General features: G+C 60.6%; 14 protein-coding genes. 3 read left to right on the top strand and 11 right to left on the bottom strand.

All coding sequences use genetic code 11. The features are described from left to right. Positions 1-39: 39 nt before the first annotated feature. From ACXAGD_RS15445 to ACXAGD_RS15410, 8 genes are all read right to left on the bottom strand, one after another. Positions 40-2,670 carry a molybdopterin-dependent oxidoreductase gene (locus ACXAGD_RS15445; RefSeq protein WP_475211751.1) on the bottom strand — a complete coding sequence of 877 codons (2,631 nt, stop codon included), beginning with the start codon at positions 2,668-2,670 and terminating at the stop codon, positions 40-42. After that, the gene (gene nirD / locus ACXAGD_RS15440) at positions 2,667-2,999 is read right to left on the bottom strand and encodes a nitrite reductase small subunit NirD (RefSeq protein WP_170328020.1); all 333 of its coding nucleotides are present in this window, start codon (positions 2,997-2,999) and stop codon (positions 2,667-2,669) included. Before nirD ends, ACXAGD_RS15445 begins: the two co-directional genes overlap by 4 nt. Beyond that, positions 2,996-5,428: a nitrite reductase large subunit NirB gene (gene nirB, locus ACXAGD_RS15435; RefSeq protein WP_475211748.1), complete on the bottom strand. Its 2,433-nt coding sequence runs from the start codon at positions 5,426-5,428 to the stop codon at positions 2,996-2,998. The genes nirD and nirB overlap by 4 nt, the downstream gene beginning before the upstream one ends. A gap of 5 nt (positions 5,429-5,433) precedes the next feature. Continuing rightward, on the bottom strand, positions 5,434-7,119 hold the full coding sequence (locus ACXAGD_RS15430; RefSeq protein WP_475212608.1) for an ABC transporter ATP-binding protein: 1,686 nt from the start codon (positions 7,117-7,119) through the stop codon (positions 5,434-5,436). A 5-nt stretch (positions 7,120-7,124) separates the two neighbouring features. Then, positions 7,125-8,210: an ABC transporter permease gene (locus tag ACXAGD_RS15425; protein ID WP_475211746.1), complete on the bottom strand. Its 1,086-nt coding sequence runs from the start codon at positions 8,208-8,210 to the stop codon at positions 7,125-7,127. A gap of 96 nt (positions 8,211-8,306) precedes the next feature. Beyond that, positions 8,307-9,674 (bottom strand): CmpA/NrtA family ABC transporter substrate-binding protein, encoded by a 1,368-nt coding sequence (locus ACXAGD_RS15420; protein ID WP_475211745.1) that lies wholly within the window; start codon positions 9,672-9,674, stop codon positions 8,307-8,309. A gap of 272 nt (positions 9,675-9,946) precedes the next feature. Beyond that, positions 9,947-11,119 carry an ABC transporter substrate-binding protein gene (locus tag ACXAGD_RS15415; protein ID WP_475211744.1) on the bottom strand — a complete coding sequence of 391 codons (1,173 nt, stop codon included), beginning with the start codon at positions 11,117-11,119 and terminating at the stop codon, positions 9,947-9,949. Beyond that, entirely contained in the window at positions 11,116-11,700 is a 585-nt protein-coding gene (locus ACXAGD_RS15410) for an ANTAR domain-containing response regulator (RefSeq protein WP_475211743.1), read from the bottom strand. The genes ACXAGD_RS15415 and ACXAGD_RS15410 overlap by 4 nt, the downstream gene beginning before the upstream one ends. 285 nt (positions 11,701-11,985) lie before the next feature. Between ACXAGD_RS15410 and ACXAGD_RS15405 the strand changes: the two genes are divergently transcribed. The 3 genes from ACXAGD_RS15405 (at position 11,986) to ACXAGD_RS15395 (ending at position 15,649) form a co-directional block, all read left to right on the top strand. Continuing rightward, the gene (locus ACXAGD_RS15405) at positions 11,986-13,140 is read left to right on the top strand and encodes a phosphoserine transaminase (protein ID WP_475211742.1); all 1,155 of its coding nucleotides are present in this window, start codon (positions 11,986-11,988) and stop codon (positions 13,138-13,140) included. A gap of 58 nt (positions 13,141-13,198) precedes the next feature. Then, positions 13,199-14,794: a phosphoglycerate dehydrogenase gene (serA, locus tag ACXAGD_RS15400; RefSeq protein ID WP_475211741.1), complete on the top strand. Its 1,596-nt coding sequence runs from the start codon at positions 13,199-13,201 to the stop codon at positions 14,792-14,794. Positions 14,795-14,911: 117 nt separating this feature from the next. Continuing rightward, positions 14,912-15,649 carry a metallophosphoesterase family protein gene (locus tag ACXAGD_RS15395; protein ID WP_475211739.1) on the top strand — a complete coding sequence of 246 codons (738 nt, stop codon included), beginning with the start codon at positions 14,912-14,914 and terminating at the stop codon, positions 15,647-15,649. Here the strand turns inward: ACXAGD_RS15395 and ACXAGD_RS15390 are convergent. The 3 genes from ACXAGD_RS15390 to ACXAGD_RS15380 all read right to left on the bottom strand — a co-directional run bounded on the left by ACXAGD_RS15390 (position 15,636) and on the right by ACXAGD_RS15380 (position 19,304). Next, positions 15,636-17,153 (bottom strand): malonate--CoA ligase, encoded by a 1,518-nt coding sequence (locus tag ACXAGD_RS15390; protein WP_475211737.1) that lies wholly within the window; start codon positions 17,151-17,153, stop codon positions 15,636-15,638. The two genes, ACXAGD_RS15395 and ACXAGD_RS15390, sit on opposite strands and share 14 nt — an antisense overlap. Positions 17,154-17,237: 84 nt before the next feature. Further along, positions 17,238-17,942, bottom strand: coding sequence for a GntR family transcriptional regulator (locus tag ACXAGD_RS15385; RefSeq protein WP_475211736.1), 705 nt, complete (start codon positions 17,940-17,942; stop codon positions 17,238-17,240). Between the two features lie 9 nt (positions 17,943-17,951). Beyond that, a complete protein-coding gene (locus tag ACXAGD_RS15380; protein WP_475211735.1) occupies positions 17,952-19,304 on the bottom strand; it encodes a formimidoylglutamate deiminase in 1,353 nt (450 codons plus the stop codon). Positions 19,305-19,379: the final 75 nt, after the last annotated feature.

The raw sequence follows: 19,379 nt of genomic DNA, 5'->3' as shown, positions 1-19,379 counted from the left end.
GCGAAAACAGATGAAACCCCCGCCTTGGCGGGGGTTTTTCTATTCGGCCGCTTCTTTTTGTTGGGCCGAGGCCAGAAGCGTGGCCAGTTCCGGGCGGCAAGATCCGCAATTGGTTCCAGCCTGCAGTGCCTCACCAATGGCTGCGACCGAGATCAGACCCTGGGTTTCGATCGCTGTCAGGATTGTATTCACGCCAACATCAAAGCAGGAACACAGAATTGGTCCCGGGTCTGGCATGTCGGCCGGTGCGCGGCCTGACAGCAGGCCTAGATTGGGCACCTGCGGCAGCGTCGCCAGATAGTCGCGCATCACTGCGACTGGTTGGGGCGAGACAAAGAGCGCGGCAACCAGCCGTCCGTTTTTGTGGCAGGCCAGACGGGCCACACCCTTGGCCGGGTCCTCGACCGCAGTGATTTCTGCGTCGGGCAATCCAAACAGGTCGCGGGCTGCAGCATGCCAGTCTTCGATCTGGTCCAGTCCGGCCAACTCGGCGCGGTAACCGGATTTCGTTGGGCTTTGCGCCCAGTAGTCGCAGCTTGGGTCCATCTCACGGTCAGAGACCGCAAAGCCGTACCATTTGGCGTTGAACCGGGTGACATTCACAACCGACGCCTTGCTTTCAGGCTGGCCTGAAACCGGGTCGGTTGCGGCCGCCACCACCGCGTCGATGCGGGCAGAAGGAGCGGTTTCTCCGGTCCAGTGGATCGGGGCGAATACCTGACCCTGAGTTACATCCAAGTTGATCCGCGCGCGCAGAATGGCCTTGCCGTGCGGGCTGCTCACCTCGACCAGATCGGCAGCGGAAATCTTGTGGTTCCGGGCGTCGTCCGGGTGGATGTCCAGAAACGGTTCGGGCAGGTGTGCCGACAGGCGGGGCGACAGCCCGGTGCGGGTCATCGTGTGCCACTGATCACGCAGACGTCCCGTGTTCAGCCAGAATGGATAACGCGGGCCGGTTTTAGCAGCAGGTGCGCGCCATTTGACCGGTAACAGCTTGGCTTTGCCATCGACGTGAAAGAACTGCCCATCCGCAAAGTACCGTCCGCCCTGCCGCGTGGTTTTCACCGGCCAGCGTGTCGGCTCCAGGGCCTCATATCCGAATGTGTCAAGCTCGGCCAAGCCCGAGATATCGAAATCCTTGCCAAACCGTGCCGCCACGCCGGACAGCGCCGCATGCTCGCGGAAAATCTCGCCAGGGCTTTGATAGTCAAAGGCCGAGGTCCAGCCCATTCGCCGTCCAACTTCGCACAGGATGTCCCAATCGGCGCGGGCCTGTCCGGGGGCGGGCAGAACCGCGCGCTGGCGGCTGATCGTGCGGTCGGAATTGGTGACGGTGCCGTCTTTTTCGGCCCAAGCCGAGGCAGGAAGCAGCACATCGGCCAGCCGTGCCGTGTCGGTACGGTCGGTGATGTCCGAGACCACTGTGAAGGGGCAGGCGGCGATGGCGTCGCGCACCGCGTCGGCTTCGGGCATCGATACGGCGGGGTTGGTGTGGATCACCCATAGTGCCTTGATCCGCCCGTCGCCGATAGCGCGGAACATATCAACCGCTTTCAGGCCGGGGGCTTCGGGCATTGTTGGGGCCGACCAGAATTCGCGCACGGCTGCACGGTGGTCTGCGTTTTCGATATCCAGATGGCAAGCCAGCATATTGGCCAGCCCGCCAACCTCGCGCCCGCCCATGGCGTTGGGCTGGCCGGTGACCGACAGTGGCCCGCAGCCCGGTTTGCCGATCCGTCCGGTGGCCAGATGGCAGTTGAGGATCGCATTGACCTTGTCACTGCCCGAGGTCGATTGGTTCACGCCTTGACTAAAGATGGTCACCACTTTCTGGGTGCCGGTCCACATGTCGCAGAATGTCGCGATTTCCTCCGGGTCCAACCCGGTGACCGAGACATCGCCGGCCAAGGCGCTGTCCAGTGCCTCGAGAATACCGGTGGTGTGAGTCAGGAAATCTGTATCGACCAGCCCACGCGCGTCGATCTGCGTCAGCAGGTGGTTGAACAGCGCCACATCGCTGCCTGCCGCCAAGGGCAAGTGCAGGTCGGCGCTGTCGCAGGAGGCCGTGCGGCGTGGGTCGATCACCACAATTTTTGTGCCGCGGGCCTGCCGGGCCGCCATCAGGCGCTGATACAGAACCGGGTGACACCAGGCCAGATTGGAGCCGACCAAAACCACCAGATCCGCCTCATCGATATCCTCATAGGTGCCGGGGACGGTGTCGGTGCCGAAGGCGCGTTTATGCCCTGCCACGGTCGAGGCCATGCAAAGCCGCGAATTCGTGTCGATATTGGCCGAGCCGATGAAGCCTTTCATCAGCTTGTTGGCGACGTAGTAATCCTCGGTCAGCAACTGGCCCGAGACGTAGAAGGCCACCGAATCCGGCCCGTGTTCGGCGATGGTTTCGCGGAATCGGTCGGCGACCAGTTGTAGCGCATCATCCCAGCCGGTCTCGACGCCCGCGACGCGCGGGGCCAGCAAGCGGTGCGAGAGGCCAATGGTCTCGGCCAAGGCTGAGCCCTTGGAACAAAGCCTTCCGTGGTTGGCTGGGTGGTCCGGATCGCCGGTGACTGTCAGACCGCCGGCACCGTCCAGTTGCAGCAGAACACCACAGCCGACACCGCAATAGGGGCAGGTCGAGCGCTTGGCGCAGGCGGTCAGATCCTTCACGCGGCGCTCCTTTGGCCCAACGAGGTGCTGTCGAGCAGGATGCGGTCGCCGTCAAGTTGCACCGGGTAGGTGGCAATCTGCCCTTCGTCCGCGCCTTGGGCTTGACCCGAGTTCAGGTCGAATACCCAATTGTGCAGCGGGCAAGTGACGGATTGGCCGTGCACGATGCCTTCCGACAATGGCCCGCCCTTGTGCGGGCAGCGGTCCGAGGCGGCAAAGACCTCATTCTCTGCCGTGCGAAACAGGGCGATGCAGCCGACTGGGGTTTTCACGACCCGCGCGCCGCGCAGGGGGATGTCGTCGATATGTCCGATGTCGATCCAGCTCATTCTGCGGCCTCCAGTGTCAGATCGGCCAGCGGTGCAAAGCGCGGGGCCTCTTTGGCCTGCTCGGCCCATGGGTCTTTGCGATAGATGGATTGGCTGAGCTCGAACCGTTCGACCAGTGCGCGGCGGTTGTCGAGGTCATCCACAACGGTTTCTTTGATCCAGTCGAGGCCTACCTTCGCCATCCACTTATACAGACGGTCCAGATACTTGCCGCCCTCGCGATAGGCTTGGGTAACGGCCATGACGACCTCAATGGCCTCATCCTCGGTGGGCACCTGCACCAGCAGTTCGGTTTCCTTGACGTCCATACCGGCTGCGCCGCCGATGCTGATCTGGTAACCGCTATCGACGCAGACAACGCCGATATCTTTGCAGGTCGCCTCGGCACAGTTGCGCGGGCAGCCAGAGACCGCCAACTTCAGCTTATGCGGCGTCCACGACCCCCACAGGATTTTCTCAAGCTTCACGCCCAATCCCGTGCTGTCCTGCGTGCCGAACCGGCAGTGATCGGTGCCGACACAGGTTTTCACCGTGCGCAGACCCTTGGAATAGGCGTGACCCGATACCAGCCCGGCCTTGTTCAGGTCGGACCAGATGTAAGGCAGGTCCGCGCCTTTCACGCCCAGCAGGTCGATCCGCTGACCACCGGTAACCTTGACGGTGGGCACATCGTATTTCTCGGCGGCATCGGCGATGGCACGCAGTTCTGCCGGGTTGGTGATGCCGCCCCATATGCGGGGCACAACACTGAACGTGCCGTCCTTCTGGATGTTGGCGTGTTTGCGTTCGTTGACGAAACGGCTTTGCGGGTCGTCCTGGTATTCCACCGGCCAGTCGGCCAACAGGTAGTAGTTCACCGCCGGGCGGCAGACATGGCAGCCGTTTCGTGTTTTCCAACCCAGTTCCTGCCAGACGGCCTCCTGACTTTTCAGCTCTTGCGATTTGATCAGGCGGCGGACGTCTTCATGGGTCAGGTCGCAGCAACCGCAGATGGGTTGCGCGGTGGGCATCTGGAAATCATCGCCCAGCGTGACCTGCAGAAGTTGTTCCACTAGCCCGGTGCATGTCCCACACGAGGCGCTCGCCTTGGTGGTTGCGCGGATGGCGCCCAGATCAGTTGCGCCGCCTTCGATAGCGGTGGTGATGTCGGATTTGCAAACGCCGTTGCAGCCACAGATTTCCGCCTCAGGCGGCAATGCTGCAACGGCTGAGAGAGGGTCCGCAGAGCCGCCCCCCTGATAGGCAGGGCCAAAGATCAGCGTCTCGCGCATCTCGGACACGTCCTCGCCATCGCGGATCAGGCCAAAGAACCAGTTGCTGTCACCGGTATCGCCATACATGACCGCACCGACCAGCTTTTCACCTTCCAGAACCAGCCGCTTGTAAACACCACGGGCAGGGTCGCGAAAGACGATATCTTCGCGGGTCTCGCCCTCGGCAAAGTCGCCCGCGCTGAACAGGTCGCAGCCGGTGACCTTCAGCTTGGTGGACAGCGAGCGCTGTTTGAACGCGGCCTCTTCGCCCAGCAGAGTCTGTGCCAAGACTTTCGCCTGATCGTAGAGCGGCGCGACAAGGCCAAAGATTTCGCCCTGATGTTCGACGCATTCGCCCACGGCAAAGATATCGGCATCGGAAGTGATCATCTGATCGTCCACATGGATACCGCGGCCCACGGCAAGACCCGTGTCCTGCGCAAGGGCGGTGTTGGGGCGGATGCCCACAGCCATCACCAACAGGTCGCAGAGCAATTCGGTGCCGTCCTCCAGCAGCAACGCACGGGCCTTGCCGTTCTCACCCGCGATCTCGGTCGATTTGGCGTTCAGCAGAACGGTGATGCCTTTTTCTTCCAGCGATTTCTTCAGCAGGTAACCCGCAGCAGGGTCCAGCTGACGCTCCATCAGGTGGCCCATGATATGCACCACGGTCACGTCGGCCCCGCGTGCGGCCATGCCTGCGGCGGCCTCAAGCCCCAGCAAACCACCGCCGATCACGACGACCTTGTTGCCCGCGCCCATGCCCATCATCTGTTCGGTGTCCTCCAGATCGCGATAGGCGATCACACCTTCCTGATCATGCCCCGGCATCGGGATCATGAACGGGTTCGAGCCGGTGCCGAAGATCAGCTTGTCATAAGGCACATGGCCGTTCTCACCTTCGACCACTTTCAGCTCGCGGTCGATTTTGACCACTTTTTCACCAAACCGACATGTGATCCCACGTTCGGCATACCAGGCGTTGTCATGTGTGATGATCTCTTCATAGGTCTGATCACCAGCCAGAACCGGGCTCAGCATGATGCGGTTGTAATTCCCGCGCGGCTCGGCATTGAACAAGGTGATGTCGAACGCATCGGGGGCGGTGTCGGTCAGGTGCTCCAGCACCCGGCCCGAGGCCATACCGGCACCGATGACTACCAATTTCTGTTTCATGTCATTCACTCCGCGGCAATGGCTTTGGGGGAAGGGGTTTTCGGCTTGGGCTTTGCGCCGTGCTCGTATTCCTCAAGGAAATCCAACACCTCTTGCCGGTATTCGTAGTAGTCAGGATGGGCCAGCAGCGCCTTGCGGGTGCGCGGGCGCGGCAGGTCGACATTGGTGATCTTGCCGATGGTGGCCTGCGGTCCGTTGGTCATCATCACCACGCGGTCGGCCAGCAGGATCGCTTCATCGACGTCATGGGTGACGCAGATGGTGGTCACTTTGGTGCGCGACCAAACCTCCATCAGCACCTCCTGCAGCTCCCATCGGGTCAGGCTGTCGAGCATCCCGAAGGGTTCATCCAGCAACAGCAGTTTCGGACTGAGAGCAAAGGCGCGGGCGATGCCGACGCGCTGGCGCATACCGTTCGAAAGCTCGGCGGCGGATTTATCCATCGCGTCGGCCAGACCAACGCGTTCCAGGTAGTATTCCACCACATCCTCTCGCTCGGCCTGGCTGGCGCGCGGGTAGACGCGGTCGACGCCAACCGAGACGTTTTCCTTCGCGGTCAGCCACGGGAACAGCGAGGGCGACTGGAACACCACAGCGCGCTCGGGGTCGGCCCCTTCAACATGGCGGCCATCCAGCTTGATCGCGCCTTTCGAGATTTCGTTCAGACCGGCGGCCATGGTCAGCACGGTGGACTTGCCGCAGCCCGAGTGGCCGATCAGCGAGATGAACTCACCGCGATTGAGCTTGAGGTTGAAATCCTCGACCACGGTCAGTGGACCTTTGGGCGTGGGATAGATCTTGTGCAACTGGCTGAAGTCCAGATAGCGTTCGTCGATCAGGCCCGTCTGCGCCTCTTTCACCGCTGCAGGCACACCGTGGATCGGGGTGACGTCGGGCAGGGTCTTGGTGCCTTCGACTTTGGCCTCAATCCCCACATCCATCAGGTATTTGGTGACCTCGCCGCGCAGCGCCTTGAACGTCTCATCATGGTTCATGGCTGAGCGGTCGCGCGGGCGGGGGATCGAGACCTTGAACTCAGTCCCCAGCGTTCCATCGGGGTTCAGCGGAATGATGCGGTCTGCCAGCAGGATCGCCTCGTCCACGTCATTGGTGATCAGAACGCAGGTCTTGCGGTTCTCTTCCCAGATTTTTTCGATCTCTTCCGCCAGATTGCCACGGGTCAGCGCGTCCAGCGCCGACAGAGGTTCGTCCAGCAGCAGAACCTCGGGGTCCATCGCCAGAGCGCGCGCCACGTTCACCCGCTGACGCATCCCGCCCGACAGTTCGGCGGGGCGGCGGGCGGCGGCGTGGCTGAGGCCAACCATGCGGATATAGTGGGCGACTTTCTCCTCTTTCTCGGCCTTGGGCATCTTGGGAAAGACCGCATCCACGGCCAGCCGCACATTGCCCGTCACCGTCAGCCACGGCATCAGCGAATAGTTCTGAAAGATCACCCCCCGCTCTGGCGCGGGGCCGGTGATGGCTTTGTCGCGGAAGGTCACGCTGCCCTTGGTGGGAAACTCGATCCCCGCCATCAGGTTGATCAGCGTGGTCTTGCCAGTGCCGGAAAAACCCAGCAGCACCACGAACTCGCCTTCCTGAACCGCGAGGTTGATGTCCTTCAGCACAGCCGTCGCAGCGGTGTCGGTGCCGAAAGATTTGCTGACGTTTTTGAATTCCATCACAGTCATGTCGATCACCGGTTGTTCGAGAAGGTGAACAGGGACTGCAGCGCGTACATCACGCGATCCAGCAGGAAGCCGATGATGCCGATGGTGAACACAGCCACCATGATCTTGGCGAGCGAGCTGGAGGAGCCGTTCTGGAACTCGTCCCAGACGAACTTGCCCAAACCGGGGTTCTGCGCCAGCATCTCAGCCGCGATCAGAACCATCCAGCCGACGCCAAGCGACAGGCGCAGACCGGTGAAGATCAGCGGCAGGGCCGAGGGCAGCACCAGCTTGGTGATCTTGGTGTAGGTGTTCATTTTCAGAACTTTCGACACGTTGACCAAGTCCTTGTCGATCGACGCAACACCCAGCGAGGTGTTGATCAGTGTGGGCCACAGCGAACACAGGGTCACGGTGATGGCCGAGATCAGGAAGGATTTCGCAAACCAGCCATCATTGGTGACGTACACGGCCGAAACGATCATGGTCACAATCGGCAACCATGCCAGCGGCGAGACGGGTTTGAAAATCTGTATCAGCGGGTTCAACGCGGCGTTTGCGGTGGGCGACAGGCCCGCTGCGATCCCCAGCGGAACGGCCACGATGGTGGCGATCAGAAAGCCGAAGAAGACCGTTTTGATCGAGGTCCAGATCTGGTTGTAATAGCTCGGCGCGCCGGTATAGGCGACTTCCTTCACCTTCTCAGGTTGGCCGGCGTCGACGAATTTCTGGTTCCGCTTTTCGACCATCGCCTCGAACTTGGCCTTTTTGGCGGCCTTGGCCTGTGCGTCCTTATGCAAGCTGACCGCCTCGGACCAGACCTGAGCCGGCCCGGGAACAGCGCCCAGCGAGGTCTGCACCTTGGGCGCCAGAGTGCCCCACAGCAGGAGGAACGCGCAGATGGCCAGCAGCGGCACGGCCAGCAAACGCCAAATCTCGCCCATCTGGGCGCGGGGGTTGTCGCCTGCGGCGGCTTTCAGAACCGGGGTGATCCAGGACAGGCCCAGAACCTGAAACCATTTGTCGGCGGCGTTGATCCGGGTGAACAGGCGGGCCTTGCGGGCCTCGCGTTCAGCATCAGCGGATAGCGTATCGTGGTCGATGGCTGTCATCTTGCGGTCTCCTGGCCCGGGTTGAGGTCCGGGCGGGGGTAGAATTCTGTGTGAGAGGGAAGCCCCCCGACCACACCAGGTCGGGAGGCAGGGGAGTTAACCCTGAACTTCGGTGCCGACGACGACCTGCTCGCCTTTCAAGCCAATCGGCAGGCTTTGCAGGTAGGCGTTGGGCTGACGGGCGTCATAAGGGATACCGTCGATGATATCCTCGGACGGGGTCGGGGCTTTGTAGCCATCGCTGTCCCAGGGGAAGTCAGCTTCATTCGCCAGACCTTCGTCCACCAGCATGCGAGCGGCGTCCAGATAGATGTCGGGGCGATAGACCGACTTGGCGACCTCGTCATACCACGCGTCGGTCTGCGGCTCGGCGATCTGGCCCCAGCGGCGCATCTGGGTCAGGTACCAGATGGCGTCTGAATAGAACGGGTAGGTCGCGTTATAGCGGAAGAACACGTTGAAATCGGGCACATCACGCTTGTCGCCCTTTTCGTATTCGAAGGTCCCGGTCATCGAGTTCGCAATCACGTCGTAATCAGCGCCTACATATTCGGGCTGGCTCAGCATCTCGACCGCGGCGGGGCGGTTGGCGTTGTCATTCTCGTCCAGCCAGATCGCGGCACGGATCAAAGCCTTGGTCACGGCGCGGGCTGTGTTCGGGTATTCCTCAGCGAACTCGGCGGTGATGCCGAAGACTTTTTCTGGGTTGTTCTTCCACAGTTCGTAGTCGGTGATCACCGGCACGCCGATGCCCTTGAATACAGCCTGCTGGTTCCACGGCTCACCCACGCAGTAGCCATAGATGGTGCCGGCTTCCAAAGTCGCAGGCATCTGCGGCGGAGGTGTCACCGACAGGAACACATCCGCACCGATCTGGCCGGTCACGTCTTCGGGGCTGTAGTAACCCGGGTTCAGACCACCGGCGGCCAGCCAGTAACGCAGTTCGTAGTTATGGGTCGACACCGGGAAGACCATGCCCATATTGAAAGGCTTGCCTTCGGATTTGTACTTTTCAACCACTGGGGCCAGCGCCTCGGCTGAGATCGGGTGCTGCGGGCGACCGTCATCCATCACCGGGATGTTCGGCTTCATCTCTTCCCAAACCTCATTTGACACGGTGATGCCGTTGCCGTTCAGGTCCATCGAGAAAGGGGTGACGATATGCGCCTCGGTGCCATATCCGATAGTCGCTGCCAGCGGCTGACCGGCCAGCATATGCGCGCCGTCTAGCTGGCCGTCGATCACGCCATCCAGCAGAACCTTCCAGTTGGCTTGCGCTTCGAGCGTCACGAACAGGCCTTCGTCCAAGAAGTAGCCGTTCTCGTAGGCCACGGCCAAAGGGGCCATGTCGGTCAGTTTAATAAAGCCGAAGGTCAGCTCGTCTTTTTCCAGTTCCAGCGTCTCGGCCAGGGCCGGGCTGATCAGGGCGGTGGTGGCGACAAGGCCTGCAATCAGTCTGTTCATGTGGGTCTGTCCCTTGTGTATGTTCCCGGGTCTCCGGGGGTGAAAAAGAAAAAGCCGCTACACGCTCTGACCGGGAGGAGATGGTCAGAGTGTGAGCGGCTTTGCTCAGTCGATCCCAAACTTTGGGAAGAATTTCATCGACACACGCCATTGCGTGCCGTTGGGTTCAGGTTCGAAGAAACCCGGCCTCGGCTCAAGTGATTTTGCTGCGATGCGGCGCGATTTTCTGCGATTGCGTTGTTTGAAGCTGGGTGCCGCCTATTTTTTGGGCGTCAGATATCCTGTGGGTCAAAAATGCGCCCATCCAGAAACGCGTCCCGTTTCAGTGACAGCTGTCCGTTGTGCGAGGCAACCGGGGTGGTTTCCCGAATCGCGCCTTCGAGCTTTTCTGACGCGCCGGGCAGGTCGGCCCCGATATCTGCCATCTGGTCGCGGTAGATGTCACTGCGGAACACGCTGCCCGCCTGCGCCCGCGCCAAATGCGGGTCCAGACCATACCGTACGGCCAGTCGTTGGGCGATCCACTTGGCCTGACTGCGCCACGGGAAATTCGCGGCCCCGTCGTGGAATTCCAGGAACCCGGGTACTTCGCGCTGCTCTGCTTGCCCCGATATAATGAACCGTCCCGACAAGGCTCGATCAATCAACTCTGACGGCAGGTTCAGGTAGGCATCGCGTGCCAGAATCTCGGCGGCGGCGGTTTGGCTGCCCGGCTGGCCCAGCCAGCGCCCGGCCCGCCAGACCGCACGCATAAGCTTGCCCAGCAGATGTGGTTCGGTTTCTGCCCACTCGGTCCGCACGGCCAGCACCTTTTCCGGTGCAAAAGCCCAGATCGCCTGACCGGGCAGCAACAATGCGCCGGCTTGCGATTCCACCGCGACTGAGCCCCAGGGCTCGCCCACACAGAACGCATCCACGTCGCCTTCGGCAAGCGCTTGCGCCATCAGTGGCGGAGGAATGGTACGCACTTCGACGCCGACCTTTGACAGCTCGGTGGCCTCAAGCCAGCAATGCAACAATTCCACATGCAAAGAAAACGGGAACGGCACGCCAAAGACCAAGGGCCGATCCGCGACCGAGGTCAGCGCGGCGGCGGCCCTGAACGGATCGTGGAAGTCGAACTCATAGCCCGTTTCGCGTAGGCGGGTTTCCAAGGCGCGGCTGACGCCGATGACGTCTCCATTCACCGATAGGACCGAAACTGCCGACAAGGGCTGCGTCACCCCGCCCAGTCCCAGCGCCATCGCGACGGGCACCGGTGACAACAAATGCGCCGCATCCACACGTCCAAAGGCCAGCATATCGCGCACGGATGACCATGAAGGCGCAGCGATCAGGTCTAATTCGATCCCTTCGGCGCGGGCCAGTCCCATCTCATGCGCCACAATCAATGGGGCGGCGTCTACCAAAGGGACATATGCAACAGGCAGGGTGACCGCGTTCATGACAGCAACCCCGAGGCCGTCACCAGCGCTTCGGCCACGTCGGCGACGCGGCGGCCCTGATCCATCGCGGCCTTGCGCAACAGAGCATAGGCCTCTTCTTCCTCCACTCCGCGCGCCTTCATCAGCAGTCCTTTGGCGCGGTCAATCACTTTGCGTTCTTCCAGCGCGCGCTTGGTCTCGGCCAGTTCGCGGCGCATTTGGCGCACGATCTGGAATCGCGCGATGGCAGCGTCCAGCACGGGTTTCAGCCGATCGGGCTGCATTCCATCGACCACATACGCTGACAGCCCGGCCTCAATCGCGGTTGAGGCCAGATCCCCCGCCGCGCCCGACACGAACATCGCCACCGGGCGTTCTAACGGGCCAGAGGCCAGCGTCAGTTCCTCAAGCATGTCGCGGGTGGGATTGTCGATATCGATTAGCACCACATCCGGCACCAGCGCCGCGATCTTTCGCGCGAGGCTCGAAACATTACCGATCACATGCACATCGTAAGAACCGGACGCCTTGAGCGCATCGACGATGGCAATCGCGCGTTCGCGATCTTCTTCAACGACAACAATGGTCAGGGTGTCTGGCATGGCTTCTTTTCACCGGGCAACCTCCTGTTCACAAGAGATCGGGCGCGATTCTGATCAGGTTCCGTTGGCTGTGCCTAAAAAATAGTCACATGCCCGGAGCTCCGCATCCAGAAGCCTTCAATTTGCCGCCTATCGGAAACTTGTGACCGCAAGTGGCACGAAGGAAGTCGTCGTTTTTTGGATCTAAAGCGTCTTTTTTGCTTGCTGCACCGCGGCGGGCTTTCTAGGTGTTGGGGTGGGACACCCCTCCCCAACGAGGGGCGTGTATCTGGAAGGGTAATACAGATGAGTATTCAACAACCGGCAACGCGGCCGGCTAATCCGCGTTTTTCCTCGGGCCCCTGCGCCAAACCCCCCACATTTGAGCTGTCCAAACTGGCCGATGCTGCATTGGGCCGGTCGCACCGTGCCGCTGTTGGCAAAGACAAGCTGAAGGCGGCCATCGAAGGCACTCGAGAGGTTCTGGGCATTCCGGCAGACTACAAGATCGGCATCGTTCCCGCCTCGGACACCGGCGCGGTTGAGATGGCGCTGTGGTCGCTGTTGGGCGAACGCAAGGTCGAGATGCTGGCGTGGGAGAGCTTTGGTTCCGGCTGGGTCACCGATGTGGTCAAGCAGCTGAAGATAGATGCCGAGATCAAAACTGCCGATTACGGGCAAATCGTCGATCTGGCCTCGGTCGATTTCGCCAATGACGTTGTGTTTACATGGAACGGCACCACCTCGGGTGTGCGGGTTCCCAATGGCGACTGGATCGCCGATGACCGTCAGGGTTTGACGATCTGCGATGCGACCTCTGCGGCGTTCGCGATGGACCTGCCCTGGGACAAGCTGGATGTGACCACCTTCAGCTGGCAAAAGGTGCTGGGCGGAGAAGCCGCGCATGGGATGCTGATCCTTTCCCCGCGTGCGGTGGAGCGGCTGGAAAGCTACACCCCCGCATGGCCGCTGCCGAAGATTTTCCGCCTGACCAAGGGTGGCAAGCTGATCGAAGGCATCTTTACCGGTGCCACCATCAATACGCCCTCGATGCTGGCGGTCGAAGATTACCTGTTTGCGCTGGATTGGGCGCGCTCGGTCGGTGGGCTGCAGGGTCTGATCGCCCGTGCGGATGCCAATGCGGGCGCAGTACACGCGTTCTGTGATCAGAACGACTGGATCGCCAATCTGGCCGAGGATGCGGCGACGCAATCGAATACGTCGGTCTGCCTGAAGTTCACTGATCCGCGCATTCTGGACGGCGCCACCTTCGCGAAAGCCGTGGCCAAGCGGCTGGAGGCCGAGAACATCGCGCTGGATATCGGCGCCTATCGCGACGCGCCTGCGGGCCTGCGCATCTGGTGCGGCGGCACGGTTGAAACCTCGGATATCGAAGCGATGCTGCCCTGGCTGGCATGGGCCTTCCAGTCCGAGATCGCGGCGCAAACCGAAGCCGCCTGACCTATTCACCGGGCCGCCCAAGGCCCGGATCCCCAATACAATTCAAGGACCAGAGAATATGGCCCCCAAAGTACTCGTATCTGACAAGCTCAGCGAAACCGCCGTGCAGATCTTCCGCGATCGCGGCATCGATGTGGATTTCATGCCCGATCTGGGCAAGGACAAAGACAAGCTGGCCGAGCTGATCGGTCAGTATGATGGCCTTGCCATCCGTTCTGCCACCAAGGTCACGCCGACGCTGCTGGAGAAAGCAGACAACCTGAAGGTCATCGGCCGCGCAGGGATCGGCACGGATAACGTCGACAAAGACGCGGCGTCCAAGAAGGGCGTGATCGTGATGAACACGCCGTTCGGCAACATGATCACAACCGCCGAGCACGCAATTGCGATGATGTTCGCCGTGGCGCGGCAAATCCCCGAGGCCAGCACCTCGACCCATGCCGGCAAGTGGGAAAAGTCCAAGTTCATGGGGATCGAGCTGACCAACAAGACTCTCGGCGTGATCGGTGCAGGAAACATCGGTGGCATCGTCTGCGAGCGTGCGCTGGGCCTGAAGATGAAGGTCATCGCCTATGATCCCTATCTGGGCGAAGAGAAAGCCGCCAAGATGGGCGTGGAAAAGGTTGACCTGGACGAGTTGCTGTCACGAGCCGATTTTATCACCCTGCATGTGCCGCTGACCGATCAGACCCGCAATATCCTGAGCCGCGAAAACCTGGAGAAAACCAAACCGGGCGTGCGCATCGTCAACTGTGCCCGTGGCGGTCTGGTCGATGAGGAAGCGCTGGCCGAGATGCTGCAATCTGGACGCGTTGCCGGAGCGGCCTTTGACGTGTTCAGCGAAGAACCAGCAAAGGAAAACGCCCTGTTCAACCTGCCCAACGTGGTCTGTACGCCCCACCTTGGCGCGGCAACCACAGAGGCGCAGGAAAACGTGGCGCTGCAGGTAGCCGAGCAGATATCGAACTACCTGCTGACCGGCGCGGTGGAAAACGCGCTGAACATGCCTAGTGTGACGGCCGAAGAAGCCAAGGTCATGGGCCCGTGGATCAAGCTAGCGGGCCATCTGGGCAGCTTCATCGGCCAGATGACCGATGAACCGGTTCAGGCGATCAATATCCTCTATGACGGTGTTGCCGCTGAAATGAACTTGGCCGCGCTGAACTGCGCCGTCGTTGCCGGGATCATGAAAAAGTTCAATCCCGAGGTGAACATGGTCTCAGCTCCGGTCATTGCCAAAGAACGTGGTATCAAGATTTCGACCACCAATCAGGATAAATCCGGCGCGTTTGAGGGTTATATCAAGGTCACCGTGGTCACCACCAAGCGCGAACGTTCTATCGGTGGCACGGTGTTCAGTGACGGCAAGCCGCGCTTTATCCAGATCAAAGGCATCAATATCGATGCCGAGGTTGGAGCGCATATGCTCTACACCACCAACGAAGACGTGCCTGGCATCATTGGTGCGCTGGGTCAGACCATGGGTGAGAACGACGTCAACATCGCGAACTTTACCCTGGGCCGGTCCGAAGCTGGTGGCGAAGCGATCGCGTTGCTTTATGTGGACGAACCGGTTCCGGCCGAAGCCCGCGCCAAGCTGGCCGAGACAGGCCTGTTCACCCAGATTAAACCGCTGGAATTCGATGTCGCCTGATTGGTGTTGAATTTCTGAGACAATCCGTACCCGCGCCGCCCATGGCGCGGGTATTTTCTTTTCTGGCGGCCTGAAACGCGCCACAAGCAGGGTATTCACTTTGCCCAGGGATTTTTCATGACCTCCACCATCTACGCCGTTGGCGATATTCATGGTCAGCTTGGCATGCTGGAGCACGCGCTGCGCCTGATTGAACAAGATGGCGGGCCAGATGCGCGCATTGTGTTTCTGGGGGATTATGTGGACCGCGGCCCCAACAGTCGTGGAGTTCTGGACCTTTTGATCGAAGGGCAACGCGCGGGCCGGAACTGGGTGATGGTCAAGGGTAATCACGACCGAATGATGGCAAGGTTCGTGCAGGATTGTGAGATCGCCGACAATCGCCTGCCGATCACGCTCAGCTGGTTGCACCCTCGTTTGGGAGGGCGGGAAACGTTGGGCTCATACGGGGTCGAGGTTGTGGACGAAGACCGCATCTTTCAGGTCAACGAACGCGCCTGCGCTGCAGTGCCGCCTGCGCATATCGACTTCATCAATGCGCTGCCTTTGTATCATCTGGAAGGGGAGCTGCTGTTCGTCCACGCGGGCATCCGCCCTGGTATTCCGCTGGAACAGCAAGCCGAGGACGATCTGGTCTGGATCCGTCACGAGTTTCTGCGTGACCCCGGTCCGCATCCATGGCTGGTTGTGCATGGGCATACGCCGGTGGATCGGGCCGAACACTGCGGTATCCGGATCAATTTGGACGCGGGCGCGGGGTATGGCCGTCCGCTGGCCACGGCGGTGTTCGAAGGCCGCGACTGCTGGCTGCTGACCGAGGCAGGGCGGGTGCCGCTAACCCCTAACCCTTGGTGAACAGGTCCTTGTAATCCTCGCGTAGGACGTTTTTTTGCACCTTGCCCATGGTGTTGCGCGGTAATTCATTCAGAACGATCAGTTTGCGGGGATGTTTGAAGCGCGCCAAAGCGTCTTGAACATTGGCCAGAATGGCCTCGGGGTCCGGGGTCTGTCCCGGTTCGGCCACCAGAATACCCACCGGGGTTTCGCCGAAATCCGGGTGTGGCACGCCGATCACTGCGCTTTCCAGCACACCGGGCTGTTCATCCAAGACCAGTTCGACCTCTTTGGGATAGATGTTGTAGCCGCCTGAGATGATCAGGTCCTTGCCGCGACCAACAATATGGACAAAGCCATCCTCGTCCACGCGGCCCAGATCGCCAGTGATAAAGAACCCGTCTTCACGCAATTCGGCAGCGGTTTTCTTGGGCATCTGCCAATAACCCTGGAACACGTTGGGGCCACGCACCTCGATCATGCCGATCTCACCCTGCGGCAGGGTTTCCCCTGTTTCCGGGTCAGTCACTTTCAGGTCCACATCCGGCAAGGGGAAACCAACTGTACCGGCGCGCCGCTCACCCTCATAGGGGTTCGAGGTGCTCATATTGGTTTCGGTCATGCCATAACGTTCAAGGATGCGGTGGCCGGTGCGGGTTTCAAATCGCTCATGCGTCTCGGCCAGCAACGGCGCCGAGCCCGAGATAAACAGCCGCATATGCCGCGTCAGATCGCCGTTAAAACGATCATCGCCCAGCAAGCGGGTGTAGAAGGTCGGCACCCCCATCATCGACGTGGCCTGCCGCATCAGGCGCAGCATGTCCTCAAGGTCGAATTTCGGCAGAAAGATCATCGACCCGCCCGAGGCCAGCACCACATTGGTCGCCACAAATAGCCCGTGGGTGTGAAAGATCGGCAGTGCGTGCAGCAGCACATCATCGGGCGTGAAGCGCCATTCCCGTACCAGCGTCTCGGCATTCGACAGCAGGTTGGCCTGCGTCAACATCGCGCCCTTAGATCTCCCGGTGGTGCCCGAAGTATACAGGAACGCCGCCAGATCGTCCTCGGACCGGCGAACAGGCTCAAACGCGGGCAACATGCCCATGGATCGCCGCATCAGGCTGCCCGAGCCATCGGCGTTCAGCGTCTCTAACCGTGCGTCTTGGGCGGCGGCGATGGGGGCGAGACCCTCGGCCTTTGTGTCATCGCAGACGACCAGTTTGGCGCCGCTGTTTACGATGAAGTACTGCAATTCAGCCGTGGTGTAGCCGGTGTTCAGCGGCAAAAAGATCAGTCCGGTCTGCGCGCAGGCAGCATAGAGCGCCAATGCCTCGGGCGATTTCTCAACCTGCACGGCGACCCGTTCACCGGGTTCCAACTCATACCCGCTCAGCGCGTTGGCGATCTGCGCGGCCATATCCAGGAAGGCGGCATGTGTCAGGGCCTGACCATCGGGCAGATGCAGAAACGGGGTGTTCTTGCCCGCGTGAATGCCAAACAGCCGGTCATAAAGCGGGTTACCCATACCGTTATTCCTTTGCGCCTGCTCAATATGAGGCCGAATCTGTCCCGGATTGGGTAAGGCGTAAAGCGGAAAACGGGGCAGGCATCAGAATTCCGTGGTCATCCGATAGCCTGCAGCGAAAAACATCTTGGCAAAGGTCACCGGTTTCCCCTGCAGCCATGTGATCCGCTCACCGGTGAAGACCGGCTCACCTTCGGTCACGTCTAGAAACCCGGCAACGGTGGCATCGGCACGACTGGCCAGAAAGCTCAGCTCGACATTAGTGAAGGGTACGGTCTGGATCAGCCATTCATTCGGGCCGATCTGCGAGAAATCTGCTTGCGCCACCTGCGGGACCGAGGCGGTGACGATCCAGCGGTCCTCATACTGAAAAGGGGTGTTGCCGTTGAAATGCATGCAGCGCACATGCATCACGGTTTCCCCCGGTGTCAGGGCCAAACGGGCGCTGAGCCATTCCGGAGCAGTCTCTGAATCGCAGTAAACCAGCGCATAGCGATAGGTGCCGCCCAGGGCCTCAACCTCATCCCGGACCATAGGGATGGTGAAGCGAGCCTGCCGTTGCGGGGCGGCCAACACGCGGGTACCAGCCTTGCGGCGACGCTCCAGATAACCCTCGTCTGCCAATTCCCGCAGCGCACGGTTAACTGTGGTGCGAGTGCAGGAGAACTCGACCGCAAGTTCCTGTTCATTGGGCAGCAGCGAGTCCGGCTGCAACTCGCCCGACCGGATGCGCGCCAGAACGATCCGTTTGATGTCTTTGTAACTGGTGGTGTCGCTGGGCTGTGGCATGGCGCAGCTTTAGACCGAGGCCAGCAAGTCCGCAATCGCGGATCTATAGGCGGGGATGATCCGGTCGCGCGCGACGTGGCGGCCCTGTTGGACCATATGCCGCCCGGCGGACCACAGATCGGTAACCAGCCCGTCGGGTGCCGCGAAACACAGCCCGTCCAGCAGTTGGTCATAGTTCAGGGCGCACAGCGTCGGGTGGTTCCGGTCAACAGCCACCAGATCCGCCAGTTTGCCTTCGGTAATCTCACCCGCGTTGCGACCGAGTGCCTGCGCCCCACCCAGCGCCGCCTTCTTATAAAGCGCCTGACCAACTGAGCCTTCACGGACCAAAACGGCACGTTGCTGGTCGCGCAAGCGTTGTGAATACTCCAGTGTTCGCAGCTCTTCAGGCAAGGAAATTCGTATATTAGAGTCTGAACCCACTCCAAACCGCCCACCTTCGGCAACGTAGGCTGCACCATTGAAGATACCGTCGCCTAGATTGGCCTCGGTGATTGGACACAGGCCAGCAACAGCGCCGGACCGGGCTAAGGCAGAGGTTTCAGCGTCGGTCATGTGGGTCGCATGGATCAGGCACCACTGCTCATCGACCTGTATATTGTCCAGCAACCAGGCCACCGGACGCTGACCCAGTTTGGCGTGCACATCGGTGACTTCCTGCACTTGTTCTGCGATGTGTATATGCACGGGACCATCGGGTGTGGCACCCAGCACCTCGGCCAGATTCTGGGGGGATGTTGCGCGTAGAGAGTGTGGCGCAATACCCAATTTAGAGTCTATTTGAGGCAAGGAAGAGCGGCATTCATCAACCAGTTCCAAGAACCGATCTACATCATTGCCAAAGCGTAGCTGCCCGCCTGAGAGCGGCTCATGCGCGACACCGCCATAGGTGTAGAGCACGGGCAGATGGGTCAGGCCGATCCCCGTTTCTTGCGCGGCGGCAAAGATACGTTGGCTGAGTTCCGAGAGCTGATCATAAGGCGCGCCGCCGGGTTGGTGATGGACATAGTGGAATTCGCCAACCGAGGCGTATCCGGCCTCCTGCATCTCCATGAACACCAGCGCGGCGATGGATTCGATCTGATCCGGCGTCAGGCGGTCCAGAAAGCGGTACATCAGGTTGCGCCAGGTCCAGAAACTTTCGCGCCCGGCAGCGCGGGTCTCGGTCATCCCCGCCATGGCTCGTTGAAATGCGTGACTGTGCAGGTTTCCAAGTGCGGGCAACAAGGCATCAACCCGCGTGTCTCCGGACAATGCGGGGGCCTGCGTTTCTATGTGTTGGACGGTTCCCTGATCAATCTCAATCCGCACATCATGAGCCCAGACAGAGCCTAACAAGGCAGTTTTTGCGTGGATCAACATCTCGCTTCCATTTTGTGTAGACTTTATACTTTTACACATATACGAAAAAATCAAACAAGAGGGGAGCCGAAAAGA

Source organism: Ruegeria sp. ABF4_144 (assembly GCF_056160045.1).
Note: the sequence above shows the minus strand (reverse complement) of the source record. Positions and strands in the feature narration are given on the sequence as shown.

Bases quoted from the DNA above. Each gene is read 5' to 3' on its own strand.
- nirD (WP_170328020.1), bottom strand. From the start codon at position 2,999: ATGAGCTGGATCGACATCGGACATATCGACGACATCCCCCTGCGCGGC.
- nirB (WP_475211748.1), bottom strand. From the start codon at position 5,428: ATGAAACAGAAATTGGTAGTCATCGGTGCCGGTATGGCCTCGGGCCGG.
- ACXAGD_RS15430 (WP_475212608.1), bottom strand. From the start codon at position 7,119: ATGACTGTGATGGAATTCAAAAACGTCAGCAAATCTTTCGGCACCGAC.
- ACXAGD_RS15425 (WP_475211746.1), bottom strand. From the start codon at position 8,210: ATGACAGCCATCGACCACGATACGCTATCCGCTGATGCTGAACGCGAG.
- ACXAGD_RS15420 (WP_475211745.1), bottom strand. From the start codon at position 9,674: ATGAACAGACTGATTGCAGGCCTTGTCGCCACCACCGCCCTGATCAGC.
- ACXAGD_RS15415 (WP_475211744.1), bottom strand. From the start codon at position 11,119: ATGAACGCGGTCACCCTGCCTGTTGCATATGTCCCTTTGGTAGACGCC.
- ACXAGD_RS15410 (WP_475211743.1), bottom strand. From the start codon at position 11,700: ATGCCAGACACCCTGACCATTGTTGTCGTTGAAGAAGATCGCGAACGC.
- ACXAGD_RS15405 (WP_475211742.1), top strand. From the start codon at position 11,986: ATGAGTATTCAACAACCGGCAACGCGGCCGGCTAATCCGCGTTTTTCC.
- serA (WP_475211741.1), top strand. From the start codon at position 13,199: ATGGCCCCCAAAGTACTCGTATCTGACAAGCTCAGCGAAACCGCCGTG.
- ACXAGD_RS15395 (WP_475211739.1), top strand. From the start codon at position 14,912: ATGACCTCCACCATCTACGCCGTTGGCGATATTCATGGTCAGCTTGGC.
- ACXAGD_RS15390 (WP_475211737.1), bottom strand. From the start codon at position 17,153: ATGGGTAACCCGCTTTATGACCGGCTGTTTGGCATTCACGCGGGCAAG.
- ACXAGD_RS15385 (WP_475211736.1), bottom strand. From the start codon at position 17,942: ATGCCACAGCCCAGCGACACCACCAGTTACAAAGACATCAAACGGATC.
- ACXAGD_RS15380 (WP_475211735.1), bottom strand. From the start codon at position 19,304: ATGTTGATCCACGCAAAAACTGCCTTGTTAGGCTCTGTCTGGGCTCAT.